Source organism: Microtetraspora malaysiensis, from assembly GCF_050947145.1.
In the GTDB taxonomy this organism is placed as follows: Bacteria; Actinomycetota; Actinomycetes; order Streptosporangiales; family Streptosporangiaceae; genus Microtetraspora_A; species Microtetraspora_A malaysiensis.
Map to the genome: position 1 here is coordinate 3,354,010 of NZ_CP191998.1, position 16,345 is coordinate 3,370,354.

Here is a 16,345-nt window from a genome sequence, read left to right on the forward strand (position 1 = left end):
TTGCATGATCACGTGCGAGGCCACTAACCTGTACGTCATGCGAAATCCAAATCAGTGGTGGCGCCGCTAGCAGGCGGCGTGGGTTTCGCATACGCGAGCAGGAGCAAACGGCCGCCCCGAGAGGCGGCCTTTTTCATGTCCGCCCCCGGGGCATTACGAAAATCAAGGGGCGAGACAGGTGGATACCAGCCGATACACCACGGCCGGCGGCGTCGAGGTCGAGCGCATCGTGCGCGACGTACCCGAGGCCGCGCTCGAAGAGATCGTGACCTCGCTCGGCGAGCATCGCGGCGGGGCGTTCTCCTCTGGCATGGACTATCCCGGCCGGTACAGCCGGTGGGCCTTCGGCTACGTCGATCCCTGCGTGGAGATCGTCGCCAGGGGACGGCGGATCGCGGCCCGCGCGCTCAACGAGCGCGGCCGCGTCGTCCTGCCCGCGGTCACCTCGTGCCTGCTCGCCGCGGGCAAGCCGGTCGCCGCCCCCACCGCCGAGCACGTCGAGGTGGCGATCGCCGAGTCGGAGGACATCCTCCCCGAGGAGATGCGCAGCCGCCGTCCGACCGTCTTCACGGCGATCCGCGAGCTGATGGCGGCCTTCCGCGGCGACGACCCGCACCTCGGCCTGTACGGCGCCTTCGGATACGACCTGGCCTTCCAGTTCGAGCCGATCCGCTACGCGCTGCCCCGCCCGGCGGACCAGCGCGACCTGGTGCTCCACCTGCCGGACCGGCTGGTCGTGATCGACCGCGTACGCGAGACCAGCATGGAGTACCTGTACGACTTCGTCGTGGACGGCGTCTCCACCCGGGGCCTGGAACGCACGGGTGAGACGTTCCCGATGGCCGCCCCCACCGAGATCCCGCCGAACCCGGAGAGGGGGGCGTACGCCGAGATCGTCGCCAAGGCGAAGGAGAAGTTCAAGCGCGGCGACCTGTTCGAGGTCGTCCCCGGCCAGGTCTTCCACTCCTCCTGCACCGATCCCGCCGGCTTCTACCGCTCCCTGCGCACGACCAACCCCGCGCCGTACGAGTTCCTGCTCAACCTCGGCGACGGCGAGCACCTGGTCGGCGCCTCGCCCGAGATGTACGTCCGGGTCAGCGGCGACCGCGTGGAGACCTGCCCGATCTCCGGCACCATCGCCCGCGGCGCCAACCCGGTCGAGGACGCCGAGGCCATCCGCACCCTCCTGTCCAGCGTGAAGGAGGAGTCCGAGCTGACCATGTGCACCGACGTCGACCGCAACGACAAGTCGCGGATCTGTGTTCCCGGCAGCGTGCGGGTCATCGGCCGCCGCCAGATCGAGATGTACTCGCGGCTGATCCACACCGTGGACCACATCGAGGGGCGGCTCCGTCCGGAGTTCGACGCCCTCGACGCGTTCCTCACCCACATGTGGGCGGTCACCGTCACCGGGGCGCCCAAGACCTGGGCCATGCAGTTCATCGAGGACAACGAGGCCACCACCCGGCGCTGGTACGGCGGCGCCGTCGGCTTCATCGGCTTCGACGGCTCGATGAACACCGGGCTCACCCTGCGCACCGCGCAGATCAGGGGCGGTGTCGCCACGGTCAGGGCCGGGGCGACGCTGCTGTTCGACTCCGACCCGGAGGCCGAGGAGCGCGAGACCGAGCTCAAGGCGAGCGCCCTGCTCGGCGCTCTCGCCGCCGTCGGCCGGGAGACGCCCGAGGACGAGGGGCGCCCGGCCGCCGAGCTGCCCGGCGACGGGCACACCGTTCTGCTCGTGGACCACGAGGACTCCTTCGTCAACACGCTGGCCGACTACTTCCGGCAGCAGGGCGCGTCGGTCGTGACGCTGCGGCACGGCTTCCCGCTGGAGATGCTCGACGAGATCGCGCCCACGCTCGTGGTGCTCTCACCCGGCCCCGGCTGGCCGTCCGACTTCGGCTGCTCCGCCCTCGTCGAGGCGCTGTACGCCAGGGAGCTGCCGGTGTTCGGCGTCTGCCTCGGCATGCAGGCCATGATCGAGCAGGCGGGCGGCAGCCTGGAGCTGCTGCCGTACCCCGAGCACGGCAAGCGCGGCCAGGTGCGCCGGGAGGGGGAGAGCGCGCTGCTCGACGGCCTGCCCGAGGAGTTCGTGGCCGCCCGCTACCACTCGCTGCACGCGAAGAAGCCGGGTGTGCGCGGCTTCGCCGTCACCGCCACCACGCCGGACGGCGCGGCGATGGCGATCGAGGACGCCGAGAACCGGCGTTTCGCCGTGCAGTTCCACCCCGAGTCGATCCTGACCACACAGGGCGGCGCGGGGGCGCGGATCATCGCCAACGTTTTGCGCCGCTGCGCGCGCTGACGGCGGCACCCTCCGGTCTCGCCGTCCGTGCGGCGGCGAGACCGGCCCAGTGCCCGGTTATTGATCGCGTTTCTCGCGCTTTGCTCGATTTATCGTTATAAAGGATGAGGAAATTACGCGATTTCGCCGCGATAATCGCGGGCGATGACTGCGATCGAGATCCGAAACCTGTCGAAATCCTTCGGCGCGGTCCGCGCGGTCGACGGCGTCTCCTTCACCGTGAAGGCAGGCACCGTCACCGGTTATCTCGGACCGAACGGCGCCGGTAAGACCACCACACTGCGCTCCCTGCTCGGCCTCGTCACGCCCGACTCCGGCGAGGCGTTGGTCAACGGGAAGCGCTACCGCGACATGGCCACGCCCCTCAACGAGGTCGGGGCCGTGCTCGAAGCCACCAACTTCCATCCCGGCCGCACCGCGCGCAACCACCTGCGGCTGCTCTGCGTCGCCGCCGGACTCCCGGTCTCGCGGGCGGACGAGGCCCTCGGCCAGGTCGGCCTCGCCGACGCGGCGGGCAAGCGCGTCGGTGGCTTCTCGCTCGGCATGCGCCAGCGGCTCGCCCTCGCCTCCGCCCTGCTCGGCGAGCCCAAGGTGTACATCCTGGACGAGCCGGCCAACGGCCTCGACCCGGCCGGCATCCAGTGGCTGCGCGGCTTCCTGCGGCACCTGGCCCACGACCGTGGCGCCGCCGTCCTGGTGTCCAGTCATGTGCTGTCCGAGGTCGAGCAGACCGTGGACGACATCGTGATCATCGCCGGCGGCCGGCTCGTACGGCAGGGCACCCTGGCCGAGCTCACCACCAACGGCGAGAAGACCGTGCGCGTCCGGACGGCCGGGGACGGCGAGCTGGCGCCCGCGCTGGAGAAGGCGGGCGCGACGGTCGATCGGCTCGACGACGGCGCGCTGCGCGTGCACGGCCTGGAGCCCGAGGAGATCGGGCGGGTCGTGCTCGACCAGCGCGTCGTGCTGACCGAGATGCTCGCCGAGCGGTCCGACCTGCAGAAGGTTTTCCTGGAACTGACGGAGGAGCGATGATCGCCCTGGTGCGCGCGGAGCTGCTGAAGCTGTCCACCACGCGGCTGTGGTGGATCATGCTGCTCTCCACGCTCCTGCTGATCGGCGTCAACCTCGCCTTCTACATCGGCTTCGCCGGGAACGCCCAGGGCGGGCTGCCCGCGCTGGACACGCCGGAGTGGGCGCAGCTCGCCTGGTCGGCCGGGGCGAGCGGCCGGATCTTCGTCATGATCCTCGGCGTCGTGATGATCACGTCCGAGTACCGCTACCAGACGATCACCGGCACCTTCCTCACGACGCCGCGGCGCGGGCGGGTGATCACCGCCAAGCTGGTCGCCGGGCTGATCGTGGGCGTGCTGTTCGCGCTGGCCGTGCTGCTCTTCACCGCCCTGGTCGTGATCCCCACGGTGCTGCTCGCCGGGGGCGAGCTGTCGCTGACGGAGGCGCGCGTCCCGGCGATCGCCCTCGGCACCGTGGCCTCGCTCGCCCTCTACACGATCCTGGGCATCGCCGTGGGCGCGCTCGTGCGCAACCAGATCGCCGGCATCGTCGGAGCCGTCGCCTGGGCGTACGTCATCGAGAGCCTCTTCCTGGCCATTCCCGCCCTGCAGGTCGTGGGCAAGTGGTTCCCCGGCGGCGCGGCGCAGTCGCTGATGAGCATCGACGTGACCCCCGGCATGGGGAGCAGCGACCTGCTGCCCGCCTGGGGCGGCGCCGCCGTCCTGATCGGCTACGCGGTGGTCTTCGCGGTCGTCGCCAACGCGACGACCGTACGCCGCGACATCACCTGAGATCGGCGCCGCGCCCCCGCCGGGGGCGCGGCGGCGGTCAGTCCCACCAGAACGACCAGGCGTTCTTGCCCTGGATCTGCTCCGCGTAGTCGGCGAGCGTGCCCGGCCCCTGCAGGATGCTGTCCGGGCAGAAGGTCCAGTGCTCCGCCGCGACGTGGAGCGCGTGCTCCGGCGTGGCCGGTGGCGCGGCGACGCTGAGGTCGAGCGTGTTGAACCCCATGCCGATCACCCGTACGCCGAAGCGCTCCTCCCAGCTCCGCACCACGGCGGCGAGGGGGACGCTCCACTCGTTGTGGTGCACGGCGCCCTGCCAGCCCATCACCGCCAGGACGTCGGCGCCCCGGTCGACCGCGGCCAGCCCGAGCGGCGTGCGGCGACCCGCCACGATCCGGGCGTACCAGTCGGCCACCACGTCGGGGTCGGCGACCAGGCCGCCGGGCTCCGCCAGACCGGGACACTCCTCCCCATAAGGGGCGAGGTCCGCCACGCCCCCGGCCAGCAGGTCCCGCCAGACCTCCGCCATGAAGGCGCCCGCCCCGTAGTTGTCGATCTCCGACACCGGCTCCGGCGCGATCTGTCCGGCCGACCAGGGCTGTACGGAGTCCTCCAGGAGCACCGGCCAGAGGCCGGATCGCGGATGCTCGGCCCGCAGCCGGCTCCACAGCGAGGCGGGGACAGGAGAGTCGCTGAGCCAGAACGAGGGGCGGCGGTGGGTCCGGAGCCGGTCGTACTCGGGGTCCGGCCACACCAGGGACCCCGGAGGGAGGTCGTCCGGGAGCGCGCGCCCGTCTCCGCCGTCCGGGAACAGCAGCCCCAAATGTTCACCGTCGTCCGTTCTGATCGCCACCCCCACAGGATCTCAGAATCGCTGTCGGAGGCACCCGGGGAGTTCGCCGGAGTTTTCGCGCGGGCTCCCCGGCGCCCGTCAGGGGAGGTCGAGGCGGCAGAGCCCCTCGGCGAGGGCCTTGGTGGTCAGGCGGGTACGGCTGTCGCACCCGAGCTTGGCGAAGACGTGCTCCAGGTGGGTGGTGACCGTGCGGACGCTGAGGACGAGGGCGGCCGCGATCTGCGGGTTGGAGTCGCCCCGGGCCACCCGGGTGAGCACCTCCAGCTCGCGCGCCGTCAGCTCGTACGGCAGGGTGCAGGGGCGCTCGGCGATCACCGCCCCCTGGATGGAGCCGTGGAGGCCGACGCCGGCCCGGTGGATGCGCATCTCGCGCCACTGGCCGGCGCTGTCCAGCCACAGTCCGCGCCGGGACAGCTCGCGCGAGTCGATGAACTCGCGGGCGAGCCCGGCCATCGCGGGCTCGGCGCGCAGCGCCTCCGACGGCGGCCAGCCCGCCACCGTACGGCACCGCCCGCCGCGCTCGTACGCCAGCGCCTGGTAGCCGGACGGCAGCCCGAGCGGGTCGATGACGCAGCGGGTGAGGTCGGTGACGTGGGCCAGCGCGGGGGAGACCGCGGAGATCACCGGCGCCGCCTCCGGCGGGAAGTCGTCCCGCGAGTGGAGGTGCAGCAGCCCGGTGTAGCGGCCCTCGGACAGGAACAGCGGCGTGGTGATGCCGGCCCGCCAGCCGTACGGCTCCAGATGGCGGCGGAAGTATCGCTCGGTGCCAGGGGAGCCCATGACCAGCGGCTCCTTCAGCGACATGGCCTGCCGATAGGGGGCGAGGCTGGTGTACTCCTCGGCGGCGTCGGCGTCCACGCGGGCGTACCCGGCGGACACCAGCGACCGGTGTCGTCCGGTCGCCGGGTCGAAGGCGACGAACTCGTAGGCCTCCACCGGGATCACCTGGCGCAGCGCCGTCATCGCGCCGTGCGCCCCGTCCTGGGCCACTCGAAAGCCCAGTTCGGCGATCGCGTGGAGGTGGCGCGCGCTCAGGCTGATCAGATCCATGGGGTCCTCCAGGGTAAGCCTGCCCGAGATCCTTTTGGCAAGGAATACGTAAACCATCCGATGTAAGCACTTGAACCGCTCTTTACCCTCACCGCAACAGTAGAGGCGGAGGATCACGTGACGCTCAGCAGAAGACGAACCGCCGCACTCGCGGTGGCGGCGGTCATCCTCGGCGGGGTCAGCGGATGCGGCGGCTCAGGCGGAGGGCAGGACAAGCAGGGCGGGGACGCGCAGGGACCGAGCGTGTTCTCGGTCGCGCTCACCGAGCCCGACCACCTGACGCCGGGCAACACGTCGAGCAGCTATTCCATTGCGGTGCTCGACGCCATCTTCGACACCCCGGTATATATCGACGCCGACGGCAAGCCGCAGATGCGCGCCGCCGAGTCGGTGACCAGTGATGACCAGAAGGTCTGGACCATCAAGATCAAGCAGGGCCAGAAGTTCAGCAACGGCGAGCCGGTCACCGCCGAGAGCTTCGCGGACGCGTGGAACGCGGCCGCCTACGGCCCGAACGGCTGGACCAACAACTACTACTTCGCCAACATCGAGGGCTACGACGCGCTGAACCCAGAGGAGGGCGAGCCCAAGGCGGACAAGATGTCCGGGCTGCAGGTCGTCGACCCCAACACCCTCAAGGTCACGCTCACCGGCCCGTTCAGCCAGTTCCCGATCACGCTGGCCTACATCGCGTTCGTGCCGATGCCGAAGGCCGCGTTCAAGGACCTCAAGGCGTACGACCAGGCGCCGATCGGCAACGGCCCGTTCATGCTCGACGGGACCTGGGAGCACAACCAGAAGATCGCCGTCAAGAAGTCGCCCGACTACGCGGGCGACCGCAAGGCCCAGTCGGACGGCGTCGAGTTCAAGATCTACGCCAGCCGGGACACCGCGTACACCGACCTGCGGGCCGGCAAGGTGGACCTGCTGACGACGATCCCCCCGGCCAGCGCGCCGGAGGCGAAGAAGCTGCTCGGCGACCGCTTCGTGGCGACGGCCGGCGGCACGATGGACTACCTCGGCTTCCCGATGTTCGACAAGCGGTTCGCCAACGCCGACCTGCACAAGGCGATCTCGATGGCGATCGACCGGCAGGCGATCGTCGAGGCCGTCTACAACGGCACGTTCAAGCCGATGGCGTCGCTGGTCGCCCCGCTCGTGCCCGGCTACCGGGAGGACGCCTGCGGCGAGACCTGCACGTACGACCCGGCGAAGGCCAAGCAGCTCTTCGACCAGGCCGGCGGGTTCAGCGGCACGCTCAACCTGTACTTCTCCAACGCCGACCCCAGCTACGAGCAGTGGATGACCGCGGTCGCCAACCAGCTCAAGCAGAACCTCGGCATCCAGGACATCAAGTTCCGCAAGATCCCGGCATCCGACTACCTGACGACCCTGCGGGAGCACAAGGAAGACGGGCCGTACCGGCAGAACTGGGTCATGGACTACCCGAGCCCGCAGAACTACCTCGAGTTCATGTGGGGCGAGGGCAACAAGATGGGCTGGGAGAGCAAGGAGTTCAACGACCTCATCAAGCAGGCGAACGAGGCGCCGAGCATCGAGGCGAGCCTTCCGCTCTACCAGAAGGCCGAGGACCTCGCGCTCGCCGAGATGCCGCTGATCCCGCTGTGGAACTGGCAGGACCAGTCGGGCTACTCCGCCAGGCTCGGTGACGTCCAGCTCACGGCATACAGCAACAACCTCCAGACGATCACGGTCAAGAACAAGTGAGATACGCCGTCCAGCGCCTGATCCAGGCCATCCCGGTCTTCGTGATCACCACCTTCCTCATCTACACGATGGTGTTCGCGCTGCCAGGAGACCCGATACTCGCGCTGGCCGGCGACAAGCCGGTGCCCGAGCAGGTGCTCAACGTCATGCGCGAGCACTACCACCTGAACGACCCGCTGCTCGTGCAGTACGGCTACTACATGCTCGGGGTGTTCCAGGGGAATCTCGGCGAGACCTTCACCGGGCAATCGGTGAGCGAGCTGCTCGGGGACCGGTGGGCGGTGACCGCGCAGCTCGCGGTCACCGCCTGGATCTTCGAACTGGTCGTGGGCGTCGGCCTCGGCATCGTCGCGGGCCTGCGCCGCGGCGGCATCGCCGACACGGCCGTTCTCGCGGGAACCACGTTCGTCATCGCGGTCCCGGTCTTCGTGGTCGGGTACACCGCGCAGATCCTGCTCGGCCTCAACCTCGGGCTGTTCCCGACGGCGGGCACGGACGAGGGGTGGCCGGTCAGCTACCTGCTGCCCGGCATGGTCCTCGGCTCGTTCGGGCTCGCCTACGTCGCCCGGCTCACCCGGACCTCGCTGGTGGAGAACCTGCGCGCCGACTACGTCCGCACGGCCACGGCCAAGGGCCTGCGGCGGCGCCGGATCGTCGGGCTGCACGCCCTGCGCAACTCGCTGATCCCGGTGGTCACCTACCTCGGCATCGACTTCGGCAACCTGATGGCCGGCGCGGTGGTCACCGAGGGCATCTTCAACCTGCCCGGCATCGGCCAGCAGGTGTTCCAGTCCATCCAGCTCCAGGAGGGGCCCGTCGTCGTCGGCGTGGTCACCCTCCTCGTCATGATCTTCATCGTCGCCAACCTGGTCGTGGACCTCCTCTACGGTGTGCTCGACCCGAGGATCCGCCGTGCCTGACCTGCATCCCGGACAGCCGAAAGGCCGCCCGAAGCCCGTCCTCCCGGCGGAGTCGCCGGACACCGGGACCTCTTCCGGCTCGGCCGTTCTCGCGGACGCCGTACCCGAGACCGGTCCTTCCGGGCGGTCGTTGTGGCACGACGCCTGGCTGGAACTGCGCGGGCGGGTCGTCTTCTGGTTCTCGGCGGCCGTCCTCGCGCTGGCCGGGGTGATGGCCGCCTTCCCGGACGTGTTCGCCGCGATGGGCCCGAACGAGAACTGCAACCTCCGGATGTCCAAGAAGGGACCCGGCAGCGGCGCGGTCTTCGGCTATGACCTGCAGGGCTGCGACTACTGGTCGCAGATCGTCCACGGCACGCGGGCGTCCATCGTGATCGGCGTCGCCGTGACCGCGTTCGCGCTGATCATCGCGATCCTCCTCGGGCTGGTCGGCGGCTACTACGGAGGCGTACTCGACGCGCTGATCGCCCGGATCACCGACGTTTTCTTCGGCATCCCGTTCGTCCTCGGCGCGACCGTCGTCCTGGTGGCCTTCCCCGGCCACGGGATGTGGGCCATGACGCTGGTCCTCGTCCTGCTCGGCTGGACGACGATGACGCGCCTGATGCGCGGCCAGGTGATCGCGGTGAAGGACACGGACTTCGTGGCCGCCGCCCGCATGCTCGGCGCCGGCGACCGGCGGATCATGTTCCGGCACATCCTCCCGAACTCCATCGCGCCGGTGTTCGTCGTCGCCATGCTGAACGTCGGCAACGTGATCGCCGGTGAGGCGACGCTCGACTACCTCGGCGTCGGCCTGCAGTACCCCGACGTGTCATGGGGCCTGCAGCTCAACGTCGCCCAGACGTTCTTCGCCGACCATCCGCACCTGCTGGTCTTCCCGGCGCTGTTCCTGACCGCCACCGTGCTGAGCTTCCTGATGCTCGGCGACGTCGTACGAGACGCCCTCGACCCCAAGCTGCGATAGCTGAATCTCTTGACAAGGAGTGGGGCCACGGGCGTCGGTTCCGGCGTGGCTCGGCCCACGTCGGAACCCTGGACGGGCCGCCCTGCTGCGGCTCACCTGTTCCGGATCGGCTGCGGCTCCAGATCCCGGTTGATTCGCCGCCACGCCTGCAGCGCCACGATGTTGGGTGGCTCTCTCCAAGCGCCGCGGCCATGGAGGCCAGGGTGGCCTCGCGTATCTGGTCCGACTGGGCGGTCCTGCCCATCGCGGCGAGGGTCCCTGGCCGAGCGGGTAGCCGGGGATCAGCATCCATTGGCGGCCGTGGCTCGAAGGGGCACCCAGGAGAGCGCCGCAGCCGGACAGGAAAGCAGCGAGTGACAAGGGCTCTTCGATTGGAAGGCCTCGAGATGCCACGAAGCTGTTCGCGTGGAGCAGGCCACTTCCGCGGAGGAGTGCCTCACCTCCGCGGAGCGCTCGTATTCGATCAGTGCTCGGTGGTCGCCGGGGGCTCCGTCTCCGCGAGCAGCAGCCGGTCAAGGACGCGGACGCCGAACTCCAGTCCCTCCACCGGGACCCGCTCGTCAACCCCGTGGAACATGCCGAAGTAGTTCAGGTCAGGGGGAAGGAGCAGCGGCGCGAAGCCGTACCCGCGGATCCCGAGCTGGGCGAACGCCTTCGCGTCCGTGCCGCCGGTCATCACATACGGCACCGGGTGGCCGGTCGGGTCCTCGGCCAGCAGGGCGCCGCGGAGCTGGTCGAACAGGCCCTCGGCCGGCGCGGAGACCGCCTCGCCCATGCTGACGAACTCGCGGGTGACCTTCGGGCCGAGCAGCCGGTCGATGGTCTCCAGGAACTCGTCGCGGTACCCGGGGAGGAAGCGCCCGTCCACGTGGGCCTGCGCCGTGCCCGGGATGACGTTGACCTTGTACCCCGCGTCGAGCATGGTCGGGTTGGCCGAGTTGCGCAGCACGCCCTTGAACAGCATGGACGCCTGCGGCAGCCGCTCGATCTCCTCGTCCAGCCGGTCGAGGTCGATCGTCGTGCCGAGCGCGCGGGAGAGCCCCTCGACGAGCGCCGCCACCGCGGGCGTGACCCGTACCGGCCAGCGGTGGTCGGCGATCCGCACCAGCGCGCGGGACAGCTCCACGACCGGGTTGTCGGCCGCGGGCTTGGACCCGTGCCCGGCGACGCCCTTGGCGGTGAGGCGCATCCAGGCGGTGCCGCGCTCGCCCACCGCCACCGGGTAGATCCGGGTGTCGCCCTCGTGCCAGCTGAAGCCGCCCGACTCGCTGATCGCCTCCGTGCAGCCGGCGAACCAGTCCCGGTGGTTGTCCACGACGTAGCCCGCACCGTACTCGCCGGTGGCCTCCTCGTCGGCGACGAAGGCGAGCACGATGTCGCGCCGGGGCCGCACCCCGCGCCGGGCCCACTCGCGCACCGCGGTGAGGGTCATGGACAGGGTGCCCTTCATGTCGACCGCGCCGCGGCCGTGGACGCACCCGTCCTCCACCTCGCCCGAGAACGGGTGCAGCCGCCACTCCGACGGGTCGGCCGGGACGACGTCGAGATGGCCGTGGATCAGCAGGGCGTCCGGATCGGTGCCGTCGCCGGGGATGCGGGCCAGCACGTTGGTGCGCTGCGGCGCGGACTCCACCACCGTCGGCTCGATGCCGACCTCGTCCAGCAGGCCCGCGACGTATTCGGCGGCCTTGCGCTCGCCGGAACCGGGGTTGGTGGTGTCGATCCTGATCAGGGTGGAGCAGATGTCGGCGACCTCGGTCGTCACGGTCATGCGGAGTCTCCTGGAGTGAACGTCACGGATGGGCCCCGCAGCACGAGCGGCGGGACCTCAGGCGTCGGGAAGCCGAAGATCAGGCCGTAGAAGGCGAGCTCGGCTTCCAGAACCGCGACGATCGTCTCCTCACGTCGCCATCCGTGTTGTTCCCCCGGGAAGGCGAGGTACGCCCAGGTCCCGCCGTGTCGCTCCAGTTCGGCGGCGAACCGCTCCGCCTGGGACGGATCGACGATGGCGTCCTCCAGGCCGTGCATGAGCAGTGCCGGGCCGGATGCCCGCTCGGCGTGCAGAGCGGGGGAACGGTCGAGGTAGCGCTGCCGGGTCTCGGGAAGGGGGCCGATCAGCCCGTCGAGGTAGCGCGACTCGAAGTCGTGCGTCTCCGCCGCCCAGCTCTCCGGGTCCCCGATCGCGTAGTGGGCGGCCGCCCCGCAGAAGACGTCGCTGTGGACCAGCGCCGCGAGCGAGGTCCAGCCGCCCGCGCTGCCGCCCCTGATCGCGACCTTGCCCGCCGTGCCGTCGGCCAGCAGCCGGCGCGCCACGGTCTCGCAGTCCTGGACGTCCACGACGCCCCAGTTGTGCCGCAGCCGTTCGCGGTAGGCCCGGCCGTACCCGGTGGAGCCGCCGTAGTTGACCTCGGCCACGCCGATGCCCCGGCTGGTGAAGTAGGCGACCTCCAGGTCCAGGATCGGCGCGGCGGCGCTCGTCGGCCCGCCGTGCACGAACACCACGTACGGCGGCGCCCCCTCCGCCGACGGCGGGCGCAGCGGCGCGTAAAGGTGGGCGTGGACGCCGTCGATCATGACCGGCTCGGGCGTCGGCAGCAGCTCGGCCGGGGGGAGTCGCTTGGGCGGGGACAGCGTCTCCCGCTTCCCGGTGGCCAGCTCGATCCGCACCACCTCGTACGGCCGGTACGGCGAGGCGGCGACGCCGACGACGTGGGTGGCGTCGGCGGCCAGGGTCGGCGACCAGTAGGTGGCGTCGCCGCCGATCTCCCGCGGCGGGGCGCCGCTCTCGTCGATCACGCCCAGCCGCCGCAGGTCGGCCGTGCCGTACATGGTGACGATGGAGTCGCCGGAGACCGCGAAGAACGTCTGGCCGAGCTTCCACACGGCGTCGCCGAACTCCATGGGCAGCGGCGTGAGGTTCCGTGCGGTCGCCGGGTCACCGTCGAGCGGGACGAGGTGGATGTTCCACCAGCCGGTCGTGTCGGTGACGGCGTACAGGCTGCCGGCGTCCCGCCACTCGGCCTGGGCGACCGCGCCGCCCGCGACCACCCGGTACGGCTCCGCCCCGTCGAGCGGGGCGACGCACAGCTCGGTGGCGTCCCACGGCATGTCCGGATGGTTCCAGCCGATCCAGGCGATGTGCCGGCCGTCCGGGGAGACGCGCGGGTTCATCACGAAGTGGTGGGCCTCGACGAGGACGCGCAGGGGGCCGCCGTCGAGGGGCACCGCCACGATCGCCCGCTCGCGGCCGATCTCCCGTACGCACAGCACCTCGTCGCCGTGGATCACGAGGTCGCCGTACCGCGCCGGGCCCTCGGGGGTGAGCGGGACGGGTTCGCCGCCGGGAGCGCAGCGGTAGAGCCGCTGGTCGGCCCAGTTCGTGAACACCAGCGCCCCCTGGTGGGACCGCCAGGACCGCCCGCCGTACTCGATCACCCGGTTGCGGGCATTCCATCCCGGCGGGAGCACATCCTCCACGCTCCCGTCGGCGCGGCGGCGCACGACACAGCGGCGGCCGCCCTCCTGCGGGCGCGGCTCGTCCCACCAGACCTCGTCGCCGCAGATCTCCACCCACAGCGGTCGATCGTCCACCCGCGCCACGTCGACGGCGCTGATGCTCACCGGTTCGGTTCGGCTCACCAGTTTCCTTCGGAGAGAGGGAGTGGGACGTCCGGCGGGTGGACCACATGCACGATCCCCCCGCTGCTGGAGCCGCGCAGCCAGACGTTCTCGAACGCCTCGCGCGGATAAACCCGGCGTACGGCCTCGTCCGAGGGCGCCGCCGGATCGTTGGCTATCACGTCGCCCGTCGGCGTGACGCCGACGACGACCATGATGTGGCCGCTGGTCGAGTACCCGGAACCGGGCAGCTCGTGCTCCTTGAACGACTGTGATGTGATCACGGGGATGCCCGCCCGGACGAACAGTTCCAGCTCTGACACCGAGCGTAGCCGCGTCACGAAGCCCTCGAGACCGTAGCGTCCCGCGTAGGCCACCCCGAAGGGCCAGTTGCCCGTGCCCTGGTAGCTGTGGTCGTACATGTCGCGCGCGGCGTGGTCCACGGACGGGCACGGGTCGTCGGAGGAGACCCAGGCGAGCTCGTCCGGCGCGGGGCCGCGCTCCCAGTAGCCGAGCACCATGGTGAAGGAGGCGGGGCTGCACCACGACTCGCCGCCGCCGTCCCACTCCGGGTGGTGCCCCGGGTGCGTCATCTGCGAGTGGCGCGGCACGTTCAGCTCGACGCTCGCCGTCCTCGGCGGGGAGACCGTGTCCGGGTGCGCCCCGTTCGTCAGGGCCGGGGCCGGGCCGCGGCCCGCGCTCGCCGGGCCTCCGGGCGGCACCGCCGAGGCCATCACGTTGACCGACCGCACCCGGCCGCCCGCGCCGTAGAGAGTGACACGGACCTGGTACGCGACGACCGGCCGGGCCGCGACGAACGTGTCCACCGCGACGTCCCCGTCCTGGTCGCCCTGCCCGGGGAGCGAGGTGCGGTGGATGTCGGCGTCGCCCTCGGCCCAGCGGCCCATGCAGTACCACTTGGTGTGGGCGCCGGTCGCGGTGCGCGCCCGGAGCTCCACCTGCAGCCAGGAGCCGGGCGGGGTGTTCGCCGTCCAGGACGGCACCAGCTGGGTCGCCGGGAAGCCGATCTCCCGCTCCTCGGAGGTCCACCGGATGTACGGCCAGCTCGTGCCGCCGTCGGCGTCGTCGTTGCGGATCCCGGAGGGGCCGAACACATCGAGGTAGGAGGCCACGCCGCTCTCCTGGCCCTCGAAGGACCACCGATGGAGGACGACGCTGCTCACGCGTGCCGGAGACGGGGTGACCACCTTGCCGATTGTGGTTTCCGACCGTAAGCGGCACATCGGATGGTTTACGTATTGGTTTACCAGTACGTAACAGCGGCTCTGCGGTGCGGCGCGACACCGAGCGGCGAAAACCGGCGAACATCACAAAAACGGGGCGTAGTACCCTCATTACTGTACGTCGAGGGCCTTTCGCAGGCGGACGCGTATGGCACCGCTCATGCGGACACCTGAGGTGAGGCCGTCAACGGGGGGTGTCTGCATGGAAACGTTGCGACTCGTCCTGGTCTTTCTCCACTTCGTCGGTTTCTCCGCCCTCCTCGGGGGCTTCCTCCGTGAGATGCGGCTCCGGACGATGGTTGTCGGGGCCCCCGTCGTGATCGCCGCCGTCGCCCAGTTCGTCACGGGCGCCCTGCTCATCTGGATCCGTACGACGATGGACATGTCCGTCTCCGGCCCGAAGATGGCCGTCAAAGCGGGACTCGCCCTGGCCATCGCCCTGGTGGCGGTCGCGGGTACGCGCGTCAGGCCGCCGTGGGCGTTCTACGGCGTCGGCACCCTGGCCGCCCTCGCCACCGCGGTCGCCGTCTTCTGGAACTGACCCACCGGGCGCTCCGCCTCCGCCTCCGGGCCCCCGAGCCCGCGCCGCAAGTGGCGGCGGGGGCTCGGAGCCTCGGATTCGGCCGTCCTCAGAGATACAGGCCGGTCGAGGCGGTCGTCTCGGGCGCGGTGAGCCTGTGCCCCTCGCGCAGCGCGAACAGTTCCGCGAGCGTGGCGCCGTCGGGGCCGACGCCCGCGGCCCCGCCGTTCGGCGCGGCCGAGCCGCCGGAGCGGTCCGCCGACGTGTTGAGCCAGGCCACGGCCTCGTCCGGGGCCAGCCGTCCGATCTCGATCTGGGCCAGACAGCGGCCGGGCCGCACCACGGCGGGGTGCAGCTGGTTGAGGTCCTCGTTCGTGGTGATCGCGACCAGGACGTCCCGCCCCTGCCCCAGCAGGCCGTCGGTCAGGTTCAGCAGCCGGGACAGCCCCTGGCCGGTGGACTGCTTCGCCTCCGCGCGGATCAGCTCGTCGCAGTCCTCCAGGACGAGCATCCGCCAGCGGGGCTCCTCGTCGTCGTCGGGGCAGTCGAAGCCGACCGCCACATCCATGAGGTATCCCGGGCTGTTGAACAGCCGCTCCGGGTCGAGGACGCAGTCCACCTGGCACCAGCTCGCCCACTCGCGGGCGAGCGTGCGCAGCAGGGTGGTCTTGCCGGTGCCCGGCGGGCCGTGCAGCAGGAGCAGCCGGCCGTTCACGTCCGGCGGCCGGATCGCCATGAGCCGGCCGAGCCGGTCCTTGGCCGCGCGCGGATAGTTGTGCCTGATCCCGTCCCAGGGAGCGGTGGTGATCGGCTTGGCGGAGCGGCGCATGCCGTGATCGGACAGCCACACGAAGCCCATCGCGACGTGGTCCTCGTCCTTGGCGACCTCCTCCTCCGCGCCCTTGGTCGCCTCGTCGAGGACCGAGCGGGCCAGCTCCTCGCTCGTGGCCGTCACGGTGAAGGTGGCCGACCTGCTGATGTAGCGGACCACGCGCAGGGTCCACCCCTCGCCGGAGATCAGGCGTGACTCGTGACCGTCGCTGTCCTGGGCGACCCGGAGCACCCGCCCGCCTTGGGGGACCGTCGGGGGCTCCAGCCGGACCCGGTCCACGGTGGTGCTGCGCGACCACGGCTGCGTCCCCGTGGCGAACGGCGACAGGGCGAGCGCGTCGATCACGTCGGCGGGGCTGTCGCCGTCGTCGAGCCACACGTTCATCGGAAGCGGCTCGCGGGGTTCTGGTCGGGAGGGGAAGTCGACCTCCTTCACGATGGACATGCCTGCCATGATTCCGGTGCCATGTCGGCCTGTCGACGGATTTAGCACTGTCCGTCGATGAA

Annotated in this window: 13 protein-coding genes; 7 read left to right on the plus strand and 6 right to left on the minus strand. The window is 70.7% G+C overall.

Translation table 11 applies throughout. The annotated features are described in order from the left end of the window. The first annotated feature begins 178 nt into the window (after window positions 1-178). The 3 genes from ACQP1V_RS15905 (at window position 179) to ACQP1V_RS15915 (ending at window position 4,113) form a co-directional block, all read left to right on the plus strand. On the plus strand, window positions 179-2,308 hold the full coding sequence (locus ACQP1V_RS15905) for an anthranilate synthase component I (protein WP_433423505.1): 2,130 nt from the start codon (window positions 179-181) through the stop codon (window positions 2,306-2,308). A gap of 144 nt (window positions 2,309-2,452) precedes the next feature. Next, entirely contained in the window at window positions 2,453-3,343 is an 891-nt protein-coding gene (locus ACQP1V_RS15910; protein ID WP_387411225.1) for an ABC transporter ATP-binding protein, read from the plus strand. After that, entirely contained in the window at window positions 3,340-4,113 is a 774-nt protein-coding gene (locus ACQP1V_RS15915) for an ABC transporter permease (protein WP_433423509.1), read from the plus strand. Before ACQP1V_RS15910 ends, ACQP1V_RS15915 begins: the two co-directional genes overlap by 4 nt. Before the next feature lie 37 nt (window positions 4,114-4,150). Here the strand turns inward: ACQP1V_RS15915 and ACQP1V_RS15920 are convergent, their stop codons facing one another. Both ACQP1V_RS15920 and ACQP1V_RS15925 read right to left on the minus strand, forming a co-directional pair. Next, entirely contained in the window at window positions 4,151-4,960 is an 810-nt protein-coding gene (locus ACQP1V_RS15920; protein WP_245658250.1) for a DUF4253 domain-containing protein, read from the minus strand. Between the two features lie 78 nt (window positions 4,961-5,038). After that, window positions 5,039-6,010 (minus strand): response regulator transcription factor, encoded by a 972-nt coding sequence (locus ACQP1V_RS15925; protein WP_433423512.1) that lies wholly within the window; start codon window positions 6,008-6,010, stop codon window positions 5,039-5,041. A 117-nt stretch (window positions 6,011-6,127) separates the two neighbouring features. Here ACQP1V_RS15925 and ACQP1V_RS15930 point away from each other — a divergent pair, with 117 nt between their 5' ends. Genes ACQP1V_RS15930 through ACQP1V_RS15940 form a run of 3 tightly spaced genes read left to right on the plus strand, consistent with a single transcriptional unit; the run spans window position 6,128 to window position 9,625 of the window. Beyond that, window positions 6,128-7,738, plus strand: a complete 1,611-nt coding sequence (locus tag ACQP1V_RS15930; protein ID WP_433423515.1) for a peptide ABC transporter substrate-binding protein — start codon at window positions 6,128-6,130, stop codon at window positions 7,736-7,738. Then, complete coding sequence (locus ACQP1V_RS15935) at window positions 7,735-8,658, plus strand: ABC transporter permease (protein WP_433225033.1); 924 nt, start codon at window positions 7,735-7,737, stop codon at window positions 8,656-8,658. Before ACQP1V_RS15930 ends, ACQP1V_RS15935 begins: the two co-directional genes overlap by 4 nt. Continuing rightward, window positions 8,651-9,625, plus strand: coding sequence for an ABC transporter permease (locus tag ACQP1V_RS15940; protein ID WP_387411232.1), 975 nt, complete (start codon window positions 8,651-8,653; stop codon window positions 9,623-9,625). The genes ACQP1V_RS15935 and ACQP1V_RS15940 overlap by 8 nt, the downstream gene beginning before the upstream one ends. Window positions 9,626-10,088: 463 nt before the next feature. On the opposite strand, the gene ACQP1V_RS15945 is transcribed toward ACQP1V_RS15940, so the two are convergent. The 3 genes from ACQP1V_RS15945 to ACQP1V_RS15955 are packed head-to-tail and all read right to left on the minus strand — an operon-like array spanning window position 10,089 to window position 14,451. After that, window positions 10,089-11,396 carry a M20/M25/M40 family metallo-hydrolase gene (locus ACQP1V_RS15945; RefSeq protein WP_433423518.1) on the minus strand — a complete coding sequence of 436 codons (1,308 nt, stop codon included), beginning with the start codon at window positions 11,394-11,396 and terminating at the stop codon, window positions 10,089-10,091. Beyond that, window positions 11,393-13,264, minus strand: coding sequence for a prolyl oligopeptidase family serine peptidase (locus tag ACQP1V_RS15950; RefSeq protein ID WP_387411234.1), 1,872 nt, complete (start codon window positions 13,262-13,264; stop codon window positions 11,393-11,395). The genes ACQP1V_RS15945 and ACQP1V_RS15950 overlap by 4 nt, the downstream gene beginning before the upstream one ends. Further along, window positions 13,261-14,451 carry a C39 family peptidase gene (locus ACQP1V_RS15955; protein ID WP_433423521.1) on the minus strand — a complete coding sequence of 397 codons (1,191 nt, stop codon included), beginning with the start codon at window positions 14,449-14,451 and terminating at the stop codon, window positions 13,261-13,263. Before ACQP1V_RS15955 ends, ACQP1V_RS15950 begins: the two co-directional genes overlap by 4 nt. Window positions 14,452-14,689: 238 nt before the next feature. Between ACQP1V_RS15955 and ACQP1V_RS15960 the strand changes: the two genes are divergently transcribed. Beyond that, complete coding sequence (locus ACQP1V_RS15960) at window positions 14,690-15,028, plus strand: hypothetical protein (protein ID WP_433423524.1); 339 nt, start codon at window positions 14,690-14,692, stop codon at window positions 15,026-15,028. A gap of 88 nt (window positions 15,029-15,116) precedes the next feature. On the opposite strand, the gene ACQP1V_RS15965 is transcribed toward ACQP1V_RS15960, so the two are convergent. Beyond that, on the minus strand, window positions 15,117-16,283 hold the full coding sequence (locus ACQP1V_RS15965; RefSeq protein ID WP_433423526.1) for a DUF5925 domain-containing protein: 1,167 nt from the start codon (window positions 16,281-16,283) through the stop codon (window positions 15,117-15,119). Between the last annotated feature and the right edge of the window lie 62 nt (window positions 16,284-16,345).